We start from the raw sequence: 17,456 nt of genomic DNA on the forward strand, positions 1-17,456 counted from the left end.
CTGCTTGGACATGAACCGGCAATGACTGCCGCCTGGCCTCCAGGTTCCCCGATGGAAAGAGAATAGTTCGATGTGCACTCGGCTGGCGCGCCTTATGGCTGCCCGCGGGAGGAGTAGTGTATGAAAGGCTCGGAACGCCATGTTGATTGACAAGATTCTTTCCCGCTTCAGGATCAAGACCAAGGTTCTGATCTTCGTTCTGCCCTTTGTCGTCACCATTTCGGCGGTGGGCTTGACCGGCCTTTACGCATCCGGGCTTCTCCAGGGCCGCATGGAAATATCCAACAGCGTGCTGCAGTCGCTGAGCGGATTCAAGGATCTCTACGGTTCGATGGACGATTTCCTGCGCGTCACCAGCCCCGAGGCGCGCGACAAGCTGCTGTCGGATCTGAAGACCCAGCAGGGCGTGCTCGACCAGACGCTGGATCAGGTCGGAGAAGAGGCCGCCGGCCGCGACAGCCTTGCCGAGGCATCGCGCCGCACCAAGGATATTTCCGGCGTCGTCGACAAGCTCTGGGGCCTGCACGAGCAGGAGCAGAAGCTGCACGAGCAGATCGACGCGGCGCAGAAGAGCCTGATCAGCACCCGCTTCACGGTCTCCTATCAGGCCGATGAACTGCAGACCGCGCTTCAGCGCGACGAGGGCGCCGCCACGATCACGCTGCGCACGGCCGACCGCCTGCTGAAGGGCGGCGATTTCCTTGGCAGCGTCGCCAGCGGTTACAGCAAGCCGCAGACGCCTGAGGAAAAGATCGCCTACATCAAGGAACAGCTGCCGGAGATCATGAAGTCCCAGCGGCTGATCGCAATCTCGGTCCCCACCAACCAGAAGAATGTCATCGATTCGCTGGCTGCGACCATCGACAGCATCAAGCAGATCGCCGAGATGCCCAGCCCGACGGAGGAAAACATCACCGAGCTCGGTCGTCTCGTGTCCCGCTTCCGCCAGACCTCGACCTATACGCAGCTCACCGCGACGCAGAAGATGCGTGAGGCGACACAGCGTTTCGCCGAACTGGAAGGCCGCATCGCCCAGACCAATTCCGTCCTTCAGGATACGCGGCGTCTCGAAAACTCCGTCTACGCGCTGCAGATCGTCCTTTCCGATTTCCTCGCCAATTCAAGCAAGGAAAATCTCGTCCGTCTGCAACAGCAGACCGGCACGCTCGGCAAGGACATGGAAGTGCTAACAACAAGCGCCAAGGGCATGGGTTTTGCCGAAGGCATATCGGAGGCGATCAAGCCGGCGCTCGACGCCATTTCCGGCGGCGGCTCGAAGATCGTCGATACGATCGGCGAGCGCGTCACGGCCTATGCAGCGGCCCGCCAGGAACTCGACGGCATCTGGAAGAAGCTCACCGATTTCGCCGAACTGCAGAAGCAGACGGCCGGCACCGAGCGCACCCAGGCAAACAGCATCTCCGTCATGACCACCGGCCTCGGCATCCTCCTGTCGATCCTCGGCGGCATCGCTCTGGTGCTGACGCTGCAGCGTCCGATCAGCCAGATCACCGGCGCCATGCGCCGCATCGCCGAAGGCGCGCTGGATACCAGCATATCGGGCGAGCAGCGCCACGACGAAATCGGCGACATGGCCCGGGCACTCGGCATCTTCAAAGAAAACGCCATCTCGAAGATCCGCATAGAAGAACAGAGCGACGAGGAGCGCGCTGCCGCCGAACACGAGCGCCAGCGCAACGATGCCGAAAAGCGCGAGATGGATCGCCAGATCGAATTCGCGGTCAACGCACTCGCCGCCGGCCTCGAGCGCATGTCGCAGGGCGATATCTCGACGACGATCGAGACACCCTTCATCGGCCGTCTCGAACAGCTGCGCCAGGATTTCAACGGCTCGATGCTGCGCCTGCAGGCGACGATGAGCCAGATCCGTGACAACGTCGAATTGATCCAGGGCAACGGCAACCAGATGGCCCGTTCGGCCGAGGATCTCTCCAAGCGCACGGAACAGCAGGCCGCCTCGCTCGAAGAGACCGCCGCCGCCGTCGATCAGATCACCGTCACGGTCCGCTCGTCGGCCGAACGCGCCAAGGATGCCGACCAGATCGTCCGCCAGGCCAAGCGCAGCGCCGACGATTCCGCCGTCGTCGTCAGCAATGCGATCGACGCCATGGGCCGCATCGAGGAAGCCTCGCGTCAGATCGAGCAGATCATCGGCGTCATCGACGAGATTGCCTTCCAGACCAATTTGCTGGCGCTCAACGCCGGCATCGAGGCAGCGCGCGCCGGGGAGGCCGGCAAGGGCTTTGCAGTCGTCGCCATGGAAGTCCGCGAACTCGCTCAGCGCTCCGCCGCTGCCGCGCAGGAGATCAAGGGGCTGATCAACAAGTCGACCAGCGAGGTCAGCTCCGGCTCGCAATTCGTCCAGGAAACCGGCACCGTGCTTGCGAAGATCAGCGCACAGATCGTCACGATCAGCCAGCATGTCGAGATGATCGCCCGTGCCAGCCACGATCAGTCCAACGCGCTGCAGAGCGTCAACTCGACGGTCAACCAGATGGATCAGATGACGCAGAAGAACGCCGCCATGGTCGAGGAGACGACCGCTGCCAGCCGCGAACTCGCCGACGAGGCCGATGCGCTGCGCCGCCTCATCCAGCAGTTCAAGATCCACGGCGAGGCGGCCGAGGCCCAGGTCTACCGCGCCGCCTGATCGCTGATCCTTTTCTCATCCAAACGGCCCCGGCTCTTCCCGGGGCCGTTTTCTTTTGTTCCAGAATCGCGCTCACTGCCGCCCTGATTTACGGAAAATTTTCCTTAACGCTTTTCCTCTAATTTAGCCCTTGTTGCCGGCCGGGGGTTTTTCATGCTGCGCCTTTTCTCTACATCTATTGTCAGCCAGATCGTGGCGATCACGCTGTTTCTGCTGGCGATCAGCACGGCCGCTATCGTCGGCGCGACCTATTACAATCTGAGCCGCCATGTGATGGACGGGGCTGTCTCGGATGCCCGGAACGCCGCCCGCGCCATGGCTGTCCTTTACGGCGCGGCTGATCCGGCCGCGAAGATCGAGGTGATGAATAATCAGCTTGCCGCCGTCACCGAGGACGCGGTTCCGGCCCTTGCCGATCATTCGCTTGTCGACCGCACCGCGCAGTCGATCGCCGGTGTCGCGACGATCTTCCAAAAGCAGGGCAGCGACTACGTTCGCATCTCCACCAACGTCAAGAAGGAAAACGGCGACCGCGCCCTCGGCACCAAACTTGCAGCCGAGCACCCGGCCCAGGCGGTTCTCGCCCGGGGCGAGGCCTATTACGGACCCGCCGAGCTATTCGGCCGCAAATTCATGACAGGCTATTTCCCGATCAAGAACGCGTCGAACGTCAATGTCGGCATAATCTTCATCGGCATCCCGATGGAGTTCTATTATCAACGCATGAATGAGCTGCTGATCCTGGTTCTCGGCATCGGCGCCGTCGTCATGCTGCTCGTCGGCGTTCTCGCCTTCTATGCGATCCGCCTGTCGGTGCGGCCCCTGCAGGCGCTGACGGCGAGCGTCCACTCGATCTCCTCGGGCGATCTTGACGGCGCGATCCCCTGTCTCGAGAAGAAGAATGAGTTCGGCGAAATCGGCCGGGCTCTTGCGCTCTTCCGTGACAGCGCCCGTGCCAGGCGCAATCTGGAAACGCAGGCAGTCGAACAGCGCGCCTTGGGTGATGCCGAACGCGCCCGCAACGATGCTGACAAGCGCTCGCTCGACAGCCAGATCGATTTTGCCGTCAGCCAGCTGGCGGCTGGCCTCGGGCGCCTGTCCCAGGGTGATGTCTCGCAAACGATCGGCACGCCCTTTATCGGCCGGCTGGAACAACTGCGCGTCGATTTCAACGCATCGCTGCTCCGGCTCCAGGATACGCTCTCCGGCATCCGCGACAGCGCCTCGACGATCCAGCGCAACAGCAGCGCCGTTTCGGCCTCCGCCGGCGAGCTTTCGAAGCGCACCGAGGCGCAGGCGGCGAGCCTGGAGGAGACCGCCGCCGCGGTGGAGGAGATTACGGTCACGGTTCGCTCCTCCGCCGAGCGTGCCCGCGAAGCCAACAGCGTCGTCGCCGCGACCAAGAAGACGGCCGACAATTCCGGCACCGTGGTCGGCGATGCCGTCGCCGCCATGGAGCGTATCGAAGGAGCCTCGCAGCGTATCGAGCAGATCATCGAGGTGATCGACGACATCGCCTTCCAGACCAACCTTCTGGCGCTGAATGCCGGCATCGAGGCGGCGCGCGCCGGCGAGGCGGGCAAGGGTTTTGCCGTCGTCGCCCAGGAGGTCCGCGAACTCGCCCAGCGCTCGGCCGATGCGGCGCGCGAGATCAAGTCGCTGATCGAGACATCAAGCCGCGAAGTCACGGCCGGCTCGGAGCTCGTCCAGAAGACTGGCAGCGTCCTTGCTTCGATCAGCCAGGAGATCATCGCAATCAGCGGCCATGTCGAGACCATCGCCACCGCCAACCGCGACCAGGCGGCCGCGCTGCAGGAGGTCAACAGTTCGGTCAACGCCATGGACCAGATGACCCAGAAGAACGCCTCGATGGTTGCCGAGACGACGCAGGCAAGCCGCCTGCTTGCCGGCGAGGCCGATACGCTGATGGCGCTGATCGAGCGTTTCCGCATCGGCGTAGAGCCCGCGGCCGCTCACCGCGGCGCAAGGAAGGTCGCCTGAGGAGCGCGGCCGCTGCCGCAGGATTGCGCCGCAACTTTGCGGCGTCTTTCCGTTGGGGCGACACGCTTGAGCATGAGGTCGAGCGAGGTCAGCCAAGCTGCAAAGCGAATGATGCCGCTGTCTCCGAACTCGGCATAGAACCGATCCTCGTCGGCCTTGCTGTTGCTCGGACCGCAATGATGCCGAAATCCGTGGACGCCTGCGATGGTGATCATATCGAACATGGGATGTCCTTTCCTACTCGAGTACATCCCTGGATTTAAGCATCGAATTTCTCTTCATAAACAGGCAAATCCACGCTATGTTTTTCACTGATGAAAAACGCGAATTGGGATTCCTATCAGCTTTTCCTGCAGGTCGCCCGGCTTGGCGGCCTGACGGGAGCCAGTGCCGCAAGCGGGCTCAGCCCGGCGACCGTCGGCCGGCGCATGCTCGATCTCGAACAGGAGGTCGGCCGCACCTTGTTTTCCCGCAGCCAGACCGGTTATCGGCTGACTGGCGACGGCCAGGCACTGCTCGATCACCTTCAAGAGATGGAGGCGGCCGCCCGCAAGGTCGAAGCCTGGCGGCAGTCCGGGGAGGGTGGCACGACCGTCCGGATCGCCGCCGGCACCTGGGTCGCCTGGCTGTTGACGGAGAATTTCGCCGCAATCCGCATGCCGGGCGATGCCTTCGCCGTTGCTCTCACAATCGGCGAGGCGCGGGCAAGCCTTGCCTATCGCGAGAGCGATATCGGCATTCGCGCCTTCGAGCCGGAGGAGGGCAATCTTGCCGCCCGCCAGCTCGGCGAGGTGGCCTATGCGGTCTATAGCAGGCGCAACGCCGCCGAACCGGACGAGCGCTGGATAGCCGTCGGCGAGGAGGACGCGATCTCGTCCTATCTGCGCTGGCCGCATGCCCATGCCGCCGCCGAGATCGTCGCCACGGTTAACCGGCCGCGTTCGCTGCCGGATCTGGTGCGCGCCGGCGCCGGCAAAACAGTGCTTCCCTGTTTCGTCGGCGATCTCCATCCCGATTTGCAGCGCCAGGGCAGCGAACTGCCGGAATTGCGCCACCGCCAATGGATCGTCATGAATGCCGAGGATCGCCATCGCCCGGAGATCCGCACGGTCGCCGACCGCATGACCAGGCTGATCCGAAGCTATGCCGATCTCTTCGCCGGCAAGCGTCCAAGCCGCGGCTGATGCCGAGGCTGGAAAGACTGAAAGACGATAAGGCGTCCGCGCCTTCTTTCGAGGCGCGGACGCTGTGATCGAGGGCAGATCGAGCGATGTGCCCGAGCTGCCGGCTGTTTCGTCAGTGCCGGTTGGTGACGACAACCGGGATCAACAGGTCGCCCCAGTTGCCGTCGCCGCCGTGATGACGAGCCGAGCGCACCAGTTCGACCGAAACGCCGGCCTCGACGGCCTTCATGACGGATTGGTTCAGCCGATGCAGGTCGTTGGCGAGCATGCGGATCGTCGTCTGTTGATCCTCGCTCATGCTCGATGCCTGCTGCTCGGCCCGCTCCCGGACGCGTGCGATGGATGCCATGATCTTATCCTCCTCTTGCGCTCATTCCGCAGCCGGTTTGAACTGCGCATGTTCGGTTGAATCGTGCATTGCCGTAGTCGAAGACCGGCCGCCGGTGATGGCGAGCGACACGGCGTCGAAATAGCCGGTGCCGACCTCGCGTTGATGCTTGGTGGCGGTATAGCCGTTCGCCTCTGCGGCGAATTCGGCCTGCTGCAGTTCGGAATAGGCCGACATCTGCCGCTGCTTGTAGCCGCGCGCCAGCTCGTACATGCCATAGTTCAGCTGGTGGAAGCCCGCGAGCGTGATGAACTGGAACTTGTAGCCCATCGCGCCGAGTTCGCGCTGGAACTTTGCGATCGTCGCCTCGTCAAGATTTTTCTTCCAGTTGAAGGAAGGCGAGCAATTATAGGCGAGCAGCTTGCCCGGATGGACCTTGTGCACACCCTCGGCAAAACGGCGCGCCTGCTCCAGATCCGGCTTAGAGGTCTCGCACCAGATCAGGTCGCAATGCGGCGCATAGGCGACGGCACGGGCGATGCAGGGCTCGATGCCGTTTCTGACCTGGTAGAATCCCTCGACCGTGCGCCCGGCATCATAGTCGACGAAGGGCTGGTCGCGCTCATCGATATCAGACGTCAGCAGTTTTGCTGCCTCCGCATCGGTGCGGGCGATGACCAGCGTCGCCACGCCCAAGACGTCGGCGGCAAGCCGGGCGGCGTCGAGATTGCGGATATGGGCGGCTGTCGGGATCAGCACCTTGCCGCCGAGATGGCCGCATTTCTTCTCCGAAGCGAGCTGATCCTCGAAATGGACGCCCGCCGCACCCGCCTCGATATAGGCCTTCATGATCTCGAAGGCGTTGAGCGGTCCTCCGAAACCGGCCTCCGCATCGGCAACGATCGGCGCAAACCAGGTCTCGACGGTAAGGCCGTTGCCCTCAGCTGTCTCGATCTGATCGGCCCGCTGCAGCGTGCGGTTGATGCGCTTGGCGAGTTCCGGCCCGGCATTGGCGGGATAAAGCGACTGGTCGGGATACATCGCCGATGCCGTATTGGCGTCAGCCGCCACCTGCCAGCCGGAGAGATAGATCGCCTTCAGCCCGGCGCGCACCATCTGCATAGCCTGGTTGCCGGAGAGCGCGCCAAGCGCATTGACGAAGTCTTCCTGATGAATGAGCTGCCACAAGCGACCCGCCCCCATTTCGGCGAGCGTATGGCTGAGCGCCACCGAGCCTCTCAGCCGCTGTACGTCAGCGGCCGAATAGGGCCGTTCGATACCGTCGAAGCGGCCTGCTGGTGCATTTCGGACAAGCTTGTAAAAATCGGTCATGCGGCTCTCCTCACTGAAAATCGTCTTCGGATGGATGAATGACAAGATTGACAATTTGCGCTGGTCTGGCCAGGAAAACCTTTGATTTCTGCACTGGAAAGAGGTTAAGATGACGAGGATTGACAGAGGGGCGCTGTGAATTTGTAAAATTTTGTAAATTAAACGCTCCTGTTCTTTGTCAAAGGTGTGACATGGCGGAACGGAAGATCTTCGCAGGCCCTAAACTGCGGCGCATCCGCAATGCGCTGGCGCTGACGCAGACCGCCATGGCCGAGGCGCTGGAGATTTCGCCTTCGTACCTGAACCTCATTGAGCGCAACCAGCGGCCGTTGACGGTGCAGCTGCTCCTGAAGCTTGCGGCCGTCTACCGGGTCGATCTGGAGGAGTTGCGGGGGCAGACCGGCGGCAGCCTCGGGCAGCTGAAGGAGGTCTTCGCCGACCCGCTGCTATCAGGCGAACTGCCTGGCGACCAGGAATTGGTGGAGGTGGCCGAGGCGGCGCCGAATGCCGCAAGCGGCATGATCAAGCTTTATCGCGCCTACCGCGAACAGGCCGCGCGGCTGTCCGATCTGACGGCGCTGATGGCGGCCGAAGGGCATGCGCCCGTTGCCGCCGGCCGGCTGCCGCTGGACGAGCTGCACGAGACGCTGGAGCGCCGATCGGGCTATTTCGGACGGATCGAGACCGCGGCGGAGGCCTTTGCTGCGACGGTGCCCGGCGGCCTCGATCTTGCGGCGGGGCTGAAGGACTGGCTGCGCGCCGAACGCGGCATTGCTGTGCGCGTCTTGCCCGTGCACGTCATGCCGGATCTGCGCCGCCGTTTCGATCGGCATTCGATGCGGCTTTTCATTTCGGAACGGCTGTCGCCGGCCGATCGTGCGCACGAAATCTCAGTCGAGGTCGCAAACCTTGCCTTGCTGCCGGCCATCGATGCCGAGCTCGACGATCTCTCGCTTTCTTCCGCCGAGGCGCGCCGCATCGCCCGCTTCGAGCTTGCCCGCATTGCGGCCCTGGCGCTGGCAATGCCCTACGAGGCCTTCCTGTCGGCGGCTAAGGCGACGCGTTACGACATCGATATTCTTCGCGCGCGTTTCGGCGTCTCCTTCGGCCATGCGGCAACGCGTCTGACGATGCTGCAGCGACCTGGGGCGGCAGCCATCCCCTTCTTCCTGGTCGAGATCGATGCGGCCGGCCATCGGCTGCGGCGCGCCGGCGCCCAGGGCTTTCCGCAGGCCCGTTTCGGCGGCGGCTGTCCAAAGCTCAATATCCATGCCGCCTTCCTGCAGCCGGGCCAGATTCTCGCCGAGACCGTCGTCATGCCGGATGGCGCCTCCTTCCTGACGGTCGCGCGCACCCTGGAGGGGCCGAGCGTCGAATTCGGCGAAAGGATCAGACGCACCGCGATTCTGATCGGCTGCGATGCCGCCCTCGCGGATGGCGTGGTCTACGGGCAGGCGGCGGCGCTCGATCCGGTTGCGATCGGCTCAGCCTGTCGTCTTTGCGAGCGGCGCGGCTGCCTTTCCCGCGCTGAGCCGCCGGTAACGCGGCCGCTCGGGCTCGACGAGATGGTGGCGGGCCTCAGCGCCTTCGACTTCCAGTGAGGTGAAATGATTGAAAGCGCAGTTTTTGCGCTTGTGGGGTTAGAAATTCCTTCTTAGTCTGCGGGGCAAAACCAGAGGGAAAAGAGGTTCGCGGATGCGGGCTCTTCGAACAAACAGGAGAAGTCATGAGGTCAACCATCGCAACCGTGACGGCCGCAGCCATCGCCGCGCTCCTTGCCGCCGCGCCGGCCGTTGCGCAGGAGCGCGTCGTCAACGTTTACAACTGGTCGGATTATATCGACGACAGCATCCTTGCCGACTTCACCAAGGAAACCGGCATCAAGGTCGTTTACGACACCTTTGATTCGAACGAGACGGTGGAAACCAAGCTGCTTGCCGGCGGCACCGGTTATGACGTCGTCGTTCCCACCGCCGACTTCCTGCAGCGCCAGATCCAGGCAGGCGTCTTCCAGAAGCTCGACAAGTCGAAGCTGCCGAACCTTTCCAACATGTGGGACGTGATCCAGCAGCGCACCGCTTCCTATGACCCGGGCAACGAATACGCCGTCGATTACATGTGGGGGACCGACGGTATCGGCTATAACGTCAAGAAGGTCGCTGAAATCCTCGGGCCTGACGCCAAGCCCGGTCTCGAAGTGATTTTCGATCCGAAGGTCGCCGAAAAGTTCAAGGACTGCGGCATCTACGTGCTCGACACGCCGAAGGACGTGATGACCACGGCGCTGCGTTATCTCGGCCTCGATCCGAACTCCACCAAGGCCGAGGATTTCAAGAAGGTCGAGGCATTGCTGACGGCGGTGCGCCCCTATATCCGCAAGTTCCACTCGTCCGAATATATCAACGCCCTTGCCAATGGCGACATCTGCATTGCCTTCGGTTATTCCGGCGACATGCTGCAGGCCCGCGACCGCGCGGCCGAAGCCAAGAACGGCGTCGAGGTCAATTATTCGATCCCCGTGCAGGGCGCTCAGATGTGGTTCGACATGATGGCAATCCCCGCCGATGCCAAGCACGTGGCCGAAGCGCATGAATTCCTGAACTACCTGATGAAGCCCGAGGTCATCGCCAAGGCGAGCGACCACACCTTCTATGCCAACGGCAACAAGGCCTCGCAGCAGTTCGTCAGCAAGGAAGTGCTGGAAGATCCGGCGGTCTATCCGACCGACGAGGTGATGAAGAACCTTTTCACCGTCAAGCCGTGGGATCCGAAGACGCAGCGCACGGCAACGCGAATCTGGACGAAGGTCGTGACCGGCCAGTAAGTCGATGCCAGGCCCGGACGGAAACGTCCGGGCCTTTCATTACCGGCCCGGGGTGGAGGCCGGCTGAAAACTTATATTCGGGGAATATTATGAAATCTTTGGGCAATATCCGCCGCGCCTTCGCACCCTGGACCGACCCTTCTGCAAAACCTTTCATAGCCTTCAAGAATGTCACCAAGCGCTTCGGCAATTTCACCGCCGTCGATGATCTGTCGCTGAACATTTATCACCGCGAGTTCTTCGCGCTGCTCGGTGCGTCCGGCTGCGGCAAGTCGACGCTTCTGCGCATGCTCGCCGGCTTCGAGCAGCCGACCTCGGGCGAAATCATCCTCGATGGCACCGACCTCGCCGGCACGCCGCCCTACAAGCGGCCGGTCAACATGATGTTCCAGTCTTACGCGCTTTTTCCGCATATGACCGTCGAGAAGAATATCGCCTTCGGCCTCAAGCAGGACGGCATGCCGAAGGACGAAATGACTGAGCGCGTGACGCAGATGCTGAAGCTCGTAAAGCTCGAGCAGTTTGCCTCACGCAAACCGAACCAGCTCTCCGGCGGTCAGCGCCAGCGCGTTGCGCTCGCCCGCTCGCTCGCCAAACGCCCGAAAGTGCTGCTGCTCGACGAACCGCTTGGCGCGCTCGACAAGAAGCTGCGCGAGGAAACTCAGTTCGAACTGATGGACCTGCAACAGACGCTCGGTCTCACCTTCGTTGTGGTCACCCACGATCAGGAAGAGGCGATGACCATGGCCGACCGCATCGCGGTCATGAGCCACGGCAAGGTCGTGCAGGTGGCAACGCCGGCCGAAATATACGAGGCGCCGAATTCCCGCTTCGTCGCGGACTTCATCGGCGACGTGAATATCTTCGACGGCAAGGTGACGACGTCGGAAAACGGCGCGGTCGAGATTTCGGTCGAAACCGGCCTGACGATCCGGACGGCCGCCACCGAGACGCCGGCCGTCGGCAAAACGGTCGGTTTTGCCATCCGCCCGGAAAAGATCCGCGTGGCGCGCACGGCCCCCGCGAATGCCTCGGTCAATGCCGCCAAAGGCGAGATCTGGGATATCGGCTATCTCGGCGACATGACCGTCTTCCATATCAAGCTGCCGAGCGGCAAATTCGTCAGAGCTTCTTCCCTCAACGCGCAGCGTTCCGTCGAAGACCCGTTCACCTATGATCAGGACGTCTGGGTTTCGTTCGACGAGAATGGCGGCGTGCTGCTGAAGGATTGAGGTTATGGAAACCTTCGCATCGCGCCTTTACAACCGCCTCGTCATCATCATCCCCTACGCTTGGCTGCTGCTCTTCTTTCTGGCGCCGTTCTTCATCGTCTTCCGCATTTCCCTGTCGACGACGGCGATCGCCATCCCGCCCTATGAGCCGGTCTTCTCCTTTGCCGATGGCTGGAGTGCCTTCTGGAGCAAGGTCTCGACCTTCTCCTTGGATAATTACGGCTATCTCACCGACGATCCGCTCTACTTCAACGCTTATCTCTCGAGCGTCATCATCGCGGCGGTCTCGACCTTCCTGATGCTGCTGATCGCCTATCCGATCGCCTATGGCATGGCGCAGGCCCCGCGGCGCATCCGCCCGACACTTTTGATGCTCGTCATCCTGCCGTTCTGGACGAGCTTCCTGATCCGCGTCTATGCCTGGATAGCCATCCTGAAGCCCGAAGGGCTGCTGAACCAGCTCCTCCTGTCGCTGCATGTAATCGACATCCCACTGATCATCCTCAACACCACCACCGCCGTCTATATCGGCATCGTCTATTCCTATCTGCCCTTCATGGTGCTGCCTCTCTATTCGGCGCTCGAAAAAATGGACGGCACGCTGATCGAGGCAGCGCAGGATCTCGGCTGCACGCCGACCCAGGCCTTCTGGCGCGTCACCTTCCCGCTGTCGATCCCCGGCGTGGTTGCCGGCTGCATGCTGGTCTTCATCCCTGCCGTTGGCGAGTTCGTCATTCCCGATCTTCTCGGCGGTTCGCAGACGTTGATGATCGGCAAGACGCTCTGGAACGAATTCAACGCGAACAGAGACTGGCCAGTCTCCTCGGCGGTCGCAACCATCCTGCTCATGATCCTGGTGATTCCGATCGTCTTCTTCCAGAATGCGCAGGCCAAGGCCGAAGAGCGGGGGAAATAAGCCATGCTGAGATGGACCCGTTTCAACATCATCTCCGTCGTGCTCGGCTTTGCCTTCCTCTATCTGCCGATCGTGCTGCTGGTGGTCTTTTCCTTCAACGAATCGAAACTCGTCACCGTCTGGGGCGGCTTCTCCACCAAATGGTATGCGTCGCTGCTCTCGAACCAGGCCCTGCTCGATGCCGCCTGGGTAACGATCCGTGTCGGTCTGCTGTCGGCCACCTTTGCGACCATCCTCGGCACGATGGCGGCGCTAACGCTGGTGCGCTATACCCGCTTCCGCGGCCGCATGCTCTTTTCAGGCATGGTCTATGCGCCGCTCGTCATGCCCGAAGTCATCACCGGTCTGTCGCTGCTGCTGCTCTTCGTGGCGATCGGCCTCGACCGTGGCTTCTGGACCATTACGCTGGCGCATACGACGCTGACCATGTGCTTCGTCGCCGTCGTCGTGCAATCACGGCTCTTGAGCTTCGACCAGTCGATCGAGGAAGCCGCGCAGGATCTGGGCGCGCCGCCGGTGCGGACCTTCTTCGAGATCACGCTGCCGATCATCTCGCCGGCGGTGTTTTCGGGCTGGATCCTGGCTTTCACGCTGTCGCTCGACGACCTCGTCATTGCAAGCTTCACCTCCGGCCCCGGCGCAACCACGCTGCCGATGAAGATCTATAGCCAGGTGCGCCTTGGGGTAACGCCTGAGATCAATGCGATCTGCACGATCCTGATCGCCATCGTCGCGGTCGGCGTTATCTGCGCATCCGTGATCACCAAGCGGCGGGAAGTGCAGCGCGAGCGCGACGAGCGGGCGGCGGCAGCCGGCGCCTGAGCGGCATGTCCCCTTGGACGCAGGGCTCTTTATTGCGCGTGGGGCGTGCCGCCAAAAAGCGGAACCGGCGAGATCACCGGATTCGGCCATGAGCCGCCCACGAAGAACGGCAGAAGCGGCAGCTCTGCCGCCTTGGCCGGATCGGTCGCCTCCAGAGAACCGGAAAGCGCCAGCCCGTTGGACTGATAGGTGACCACGCCGGAAAGCGCCAGCGTCTGCGTCGGCCCGACAACATGGGCGTCATGGATTTCGGCGGAGCCGTTGGCGAAATCGGCCCGAAGTTCCAACTGGTTGAACGCGAAAGCGCTGCCGGCTGCGGCACTCAGTGGAAAGAACGGCTTTTGGGCCGCCTGTGTCCTGAGCGCGCCGGAGTCGACGCCGGGAATCGTGCCTTCCCTCGTCCAGAAATGCAGCTTGCCGGTGACGTCGGCAAGACCGGCCGTCCAGATCGCCTTCGACGACTGCAGGTCGAGATCGAGCGATCCCGTCGCAAGCGGCAGCGGTCCTTTGAGCTGCAGACGCTCGGCAAGGCCGGCGAAGTCGGCATCGCGGATCGACAGCTGCAGCTTGCCGCCGCCGTCGAAGTCGCGCCGCGTCGCCTCCAGATGCGCCGTCATTTCGCCGCCTTCGAAGCCGCTGTCGCCGATATCGAACTTGGCCTCGCCGCCGGTGACGATCATGCTGGCGCCGACATCGGAAAGCTCGAAGCGGCCCATCTCAGCGCGCCGCGCCGAAAGCCTGACGTCGACGTCGAGCAGTTGCAGCGGTGCGCTGATGCCGGTGGAGATTTCCTCCGCCTCACCCGCCGCCAATCGCAGCGCGAAAGCGTCGAGGAACGGCTTCAGGTTCATCTGGTCGAAGGCGAGCGTGCCGCCGATCTTCGGCCGTCTGCCGGCCCTAGTCGTAAGGTCCATCACGCCGGTGGCGCTCGCCTCGTTCAGCGACAGGCTGAGATCGTTGAAACGCAGCCCGCTGCCCGATGACATGATGTCGGATTCCAGCGAGGCGCTCTTCAGCGTGCCGACGCCGGGGAGCGATCTGCCCGACCATGTCAGAAACGCCGGCACATCGGGAATGCTGACGGCGATATTGCCGGAAAGCGCCGAAAGGCTGGCGATGCTGGCGATCCCTTGAAAACGGGCCGTCAGCAGGTCTGACGTCAGCGATGTCCGCGTCTCGGCGCTCTTGCCGGCAAAGGCGAGCAGCGGCTGGCGCGAGGCGAAATCCACCTTCAGGTCCACGCCGTTGATACGGGCGATCACGACAGCCGAGATCGCGCCCGAGAGCCGTGGCCAGCCGATGTCGGCCGTGACGCTGTCAAAATTGTAAGTCTTGGCGCTCTTGACGTCGGTGACGGCAAGCGTGCCGTCCTCGACGGTCACCGCACCGATCTCGGCATCGAGAGCGGGATCGAGCATCTCAGCCCCGTTTTCGTAGCGCACGCCGCTGATCGCGCGGGCAAGCAGGCCGGCGTAACTCCAGTCGATCAGGCCGTTCTCGTCACGCGTCAGCGCCAGGTTGGGCCGCAGCAGATGGAATTCGTGGAAACTCGTCCGGCCTCTCAGCGCATCGATGAGGCTGAAATCCGCCGACAGGCTTTCAATACTGCCGAGCAGCTTGTCGCCGCTTTCGCGTGGCTGGCGGATGGTGACCTGGTTCAGCGTGATGCGCGGCGTCGGCCAGAATTCGAGAACCGGATTACCCTTGATCTCGGCATGGTAGCCCGTCCATTTCGACAGCGCATCCTCGATGCCGGAGCGCACGAAACCCGTCGTGATGAGATAGGGCGCTGCGACCCTGAGGGCCACGAACAGTGCAAGCGCAACCAGCAGAAACAGCGTCGACATGCGGGCGAAGGCCGGAAGCCAGCGCGAAACGGGCCCGATTTTCCTGCGCCACCTGCGATGTCTAGACGTGCTCATGATCTCTGCCGGTTACCGGTTATGCGCTGATTTCGCCCGATATATGAAATATCAGGCCTATGCAAATCCAATGCATGTCGCCTGGAAGCGTGCAACGGTTCCAAGACTACGACATCATAAAACGAAGAGCCGAACCGCGTCGCATGAATCCGGTTTATGCGACGCGTTTAGGCTTGGGATCGGGCGGTCGCACTTTATAATGCAATGCAGCATGATATAAGGACGGGATTGGGGAGGAAGAATGAATGCAGGATAACAAGCCACTTTGGGTGCCCTCGGCCGAGACCGTTGCAACAAGCCCGATCCATGCCTTCATCGAGCGTTGCAATAGAGAATTCGGCCTCTCGCTTGCAGGCTTTGAGGATGTGCACGCATGGTCGGTGGCCGAGCGGGAGAAGTTCTGGTCGAGCGTCTGGAATTTCTGCGGCGTAAAGGGAGAACGCGGCGCACGGGTGCTCGTCGACGGCGACCGCATGCTGGAGGCCCGCTTCTTTCCCGATGCGACGCTGAATTTCGCCGAAAATCTGCTGCCCGGCCGCGGCGAGGCCGACGCCATCATTTTCCGCGGCGAGGACAAGGCCGAAGACCGTTGGTCGTGGGATCGGCTGCGCGCGCAGGTCTCCAAGCTGCAGCAGGCCTTCGCGGCACTCGGCATCGGCAAGGGCGACCGCATCGCCGCCATGATGCCCAACATGCCGGAGACCATCGCCTGCATGTTGGCCGCCGCCTCGATCGGCGCCATCTGGTCATCCTGCTCTCCCGATTTCGGCGAGCAGGGCGTGCTCGATCGCTTCGGCCAGATCGGCCCCCGGCTCTTCATCGCCTGCGACGCCTATTGGTATTCCGGCAAGCTGCAGGACGTTGGCCCCAAGGTTGCCGCGGTGGCGAAAAGCCTCGGTGTCCCCACGGTCGTCGTCCACTATGCCGGAGATGCCGAGGCAGTGGCGGGCAAGACATCAGGGGCTTCGACGCTGGAAGCCTTCATTGCGCCCTACGAGGCCAAGGAGATCGCCTTCGCGCCGCTTGCCTTCGCCCACCCGCTCTACATCCTCTTTTCCTCAGGCACGACCGGTGTGCCCAAATGCATCGTGCATTCGGCCGGCGGCACGCTGCTGCAGCATCTCAAGGAGCACCGGCTGCATTGCGGCCTGCAGGCGGGCGAGAAGCTCTTCTACTTCACCACCTGCGGCTGGATGATGTGGAACTGGCTGGTCAGCGGGCTCGCCAGCGGCGCCGCGCTCTGCCTGTTCGACGGTTCGCCCTTTGCACCGGACGGCAATGTGTTGTTCGACTATGCCGAGGCGGAAAAATTCGCAATTTTCGGCACCTCGGCAAAATATATCGATGCGGTGCGCAAGGGCGGGCTGACGCCGCGCAAAAGCCACGATCTTTCCAGCCTCCGGCTGATGACCTCCACCGGTTCTCCGCTGTCGCCCGAGGGTTTCACCTTCGTCTATGAGGGCATCAAGGCGGACGTGCAGCTTGCTTCGATCTCAGGCGGCACCGATATCGTTTCCTGTTTCGTGCTGGGCAATCCGCTGCAGCCGGTCTGGCGCGGCGAGATCCAGGGTCCTGGTCTCGGTCTTGCGGTCGACGTCTGGGACGATGGCGGCAAGCCGGTTCGCGGTGAGAAGGGCGAACTCGTCTGCACCAAGGCCTTCCCCTCCATGCCTGTGATGTTCTGGAACGATCCTGATGGCGCCAAATATCGCGCCGCTTATTTCGAGCGGTTCGACAATGTCTGGTGCCACGGCGATTTTGCCGAATGGACAGAGCATGGCGGCCTCGTCATCCATGGCCGCTCGGATGCGACGCTCAACCCCGGCGGTGTGCGCATCGGCACGGCCGAGATCTACAACCAGGTGGAACAGATGGACGAGGTGGCCGAGGCACTGTGTATCGGCCAGGAATGGGATGACGACGTGCGTGTCATCCTCTTCGTCCGCCTTGCCTCAGGTGTGACGCTGACCGAGGATCTCGTCAAGGCGATAAAGGCGCGTATTCGCGCCGGCGCCTCGCCGCGGCACGTGCCGGCAAAGATCATCGCGGTTGCCGATATTCCCCGCACCAAATCCGGCAAGATCGTCGAGCTTGCAGTGCGTGAGGTCGTTCATGGCCGGCCGGTGAAAAACCAGGAGGCGCTCGCCAATCCGGAAGCGCTGCGGCTCTTCGCTGATTTGAGTGAACTGAGGGACTGATAAGGAGCCGTAAACCACAAGCTTTC

13 protein-coding genes are annotated in these 17,456 nt (G+C 62.4%); 9 read left to right on the top strand and 4 right to left on the bottom strand.

From position 1 onward, the window contains the following. Positions 1-139: 139 nt before the first annotated feature. Both NL154_RS01740 and NL154_RS01745 read left to right on the top strand, forming a co-directional pair. Complete coding sequence (locus NL154_RS01740) at positions 140-2,671, top strand: methyl-accepting chemotaxis protein (RefSeq protein WP_434733476.1); 2,532 nt, start codon at positions 140-142, stop codon at positions 2,669-2,671. 153 nt (positions 2,672-2,824) lie between these two features. Beyond that, the gene (locus NL154_RS01745) at positions 2,825-4,672 is read left to right on the top strand and encodes a methyl-accepting chemotaxis protein (protein WP_221146742.1); all 1,848 of its coding nucleotides are present in this window, start codon (positions 2,825-2,827) and stop codon (positions 4,670-4,672) included. On the opposite strand, the gene NL154_RS01750 is transcribed toward NL154_RS01745, so the two are convergent. After that, positions 4,645-4,896 carry a hypothetical protein gene (locus NL154_RS01750; protein WP_210629160.1) on the bottom strand — a complete coding sequence of 84 codons (252 nt, stop codon included), beginning with the start codon at positions 4,894-4,896 and terminating at the stop codon, positions 4,645-4,647. The two genes, NL154_RS01745 and NL154_RS01750, sit on opposite strands and share 28 nt — an antisense overlap. Before the next feature lie 90 nt (positions 4,897-4,986). Between NL154_RS01750 and NL154_RS01755 the strand changes: the two genes are divergently transcribed. Beyond that, positions 4,987-5,856 carry a LysR family transcriptional regulator gene (locus tag NL154_RS01755; protein WP_210629159.1) on the top strand — a complete coding sequence of 290 codons (870 nt, stop codon included), beginning with the start codon at positions 4,987-4,989 and terminating at the stop codon, positions 5,854-5,856. Between the two features lie 112 nt (positions 5,857-5,968). On the opposite strand, the gene NL154_RS01760 is transcribed toward NL154_RS01755, so the two are convergent. Both NL154_RS01760 and aceA read right to left on the bottom strand, forming a co-directional pair. Then, a complete protein-coding gene (locus NL154_RS01760; protein WP_210629158.1) occupies positions 5,969-6,205 on the bottom strand; it encodes an SMc00767 family acetate metabolism repressor in 237 nt (78 codons plus the stop codon). A gap of 21 nt (positions 6,206-6,226) precedes the next feature. Beyond that, positions 6,227-7,516: an isocitrate lyase gene (gene aceA / locus NL154_RS01765; RefSeq protein WP_434733477.1), complete on the bottom strand. Its 1,290-nt coding sequence runs from the start codon at positions 7,514-7,516 to the stop codon at positions 6,227-6,229. 191 nt (positions 7,517-7,707) lie between these two features. Here aceA and NL154_RS01770 point away from each other — a divergent pair, with 191 nt between their 5' ends. The 5 genes from NL154_RS01770 to NL154_RS01790 all read left to right on the top strand — a co-directional run bounded on the left by NL154_RS01770 (position 7,708) and on the right by NL154_RS01790 (position 13,310). Next, on the top strand, positions 7,708-9,117 hold the full coding sequence (locus NL154_RS01770; RefSeq protein WP_221154433.1) for a helix-turn-helix domain-containing protein: 1,410 nt from the start codon (positions 7,708-7,710) through the stop codon (positions 9,115-9,117). 125 nt (positions 9,118-9,242) lie between these two features. Next, positions 9,243-10,340, top strand: a complete 1,098-nt coding sequence (locus tag NL154_RS01775) for a polyamine ABC transporter substrate-binding protein (protein WP_064800725.1) — start codon at positions 9,243-9,245, stop codon at positions 10,338-10,340. Positions 10,341-10,429: 89 nt separating this feature from the next. Then, positions 10,430-11,572 carry an ABC transporter ATP-binding protein gene (locus NL154_RS01780; RefSeq protein WP_210629155.1) on the top strand — a complete coding sequence of 381 codons (1,143 nt, stop codon included), beginning with the start codon at positions 10,430-10,432 and terminating at the stop codon, positions 11,570-11,572. Between the two features lie 4 nt (positions 11,573-11,576). Continuing rightward, positions 11,577-12,488: an ABC transporter permease subunit gene (locus tag NL154_RS01785; protein WP_210629154.1), complete on the top strand. Its 912-nt coding sequence runs from the start codon at positions 11,577-11,579 to the stop codon at positions 12,486-12,488. Positions 12,489-12,491: 3 nt separating this feature from the next. Continuing rightward, positions 12,492-13,310 (top strand): ABC transporter permease, encoded by an 819-nt coding sequence (locus NL154_RS01790; protein WP_210629153.1) that lies wholly within the window; start codon positions 12,492-12,494, stop codon positions 13,308-13,310. A 29-nt stretch (positions 13,311-13,339) separates the two neighbouring features. Here NL154_RS01790 and NL154_RS01795 read toward each other — a convergent pair whose 3' ends face one another. Beyond that, a complete protein-coding gene (locus NL154_RS01795) occupies positions 13,340-15,232 on the bottom strand; it encodes an AsmA family protein (protein WP_434733478.1) in 1,893 nt (630 codons plus the stop codon). A gap of 245 nt (positions 15,233-15,477) precedes the next feature. On the opposite strand from NL154_RS01795, the gene NL154_RS01800 reads away from it, so the two are divergent. Further along, positions 15,478-17,430 carry an acetoacetate--CoA ligase gene (locus tag NL154_RS01800; protein WP_434733479.1) on the top strand — a complete coding sequence of 651 codons (1,953 nt, stop codon included), beginning with the start codon at positions 15,478-15,480 and terminating at the stop codon, positions 17,428-17,430. Positions 17,431-17,456 lie beyond the last annotated feature (26 nt).

It is taken from the genome of Rhizobium sp. YTUHZ044 (genome assembly GCF_051123975.1).
Lineage (GTDB): Bacteria > Pseudomonadota > Alphaproteobacteria > Rhizobiales > Rhizobiaceae > Rhizobium.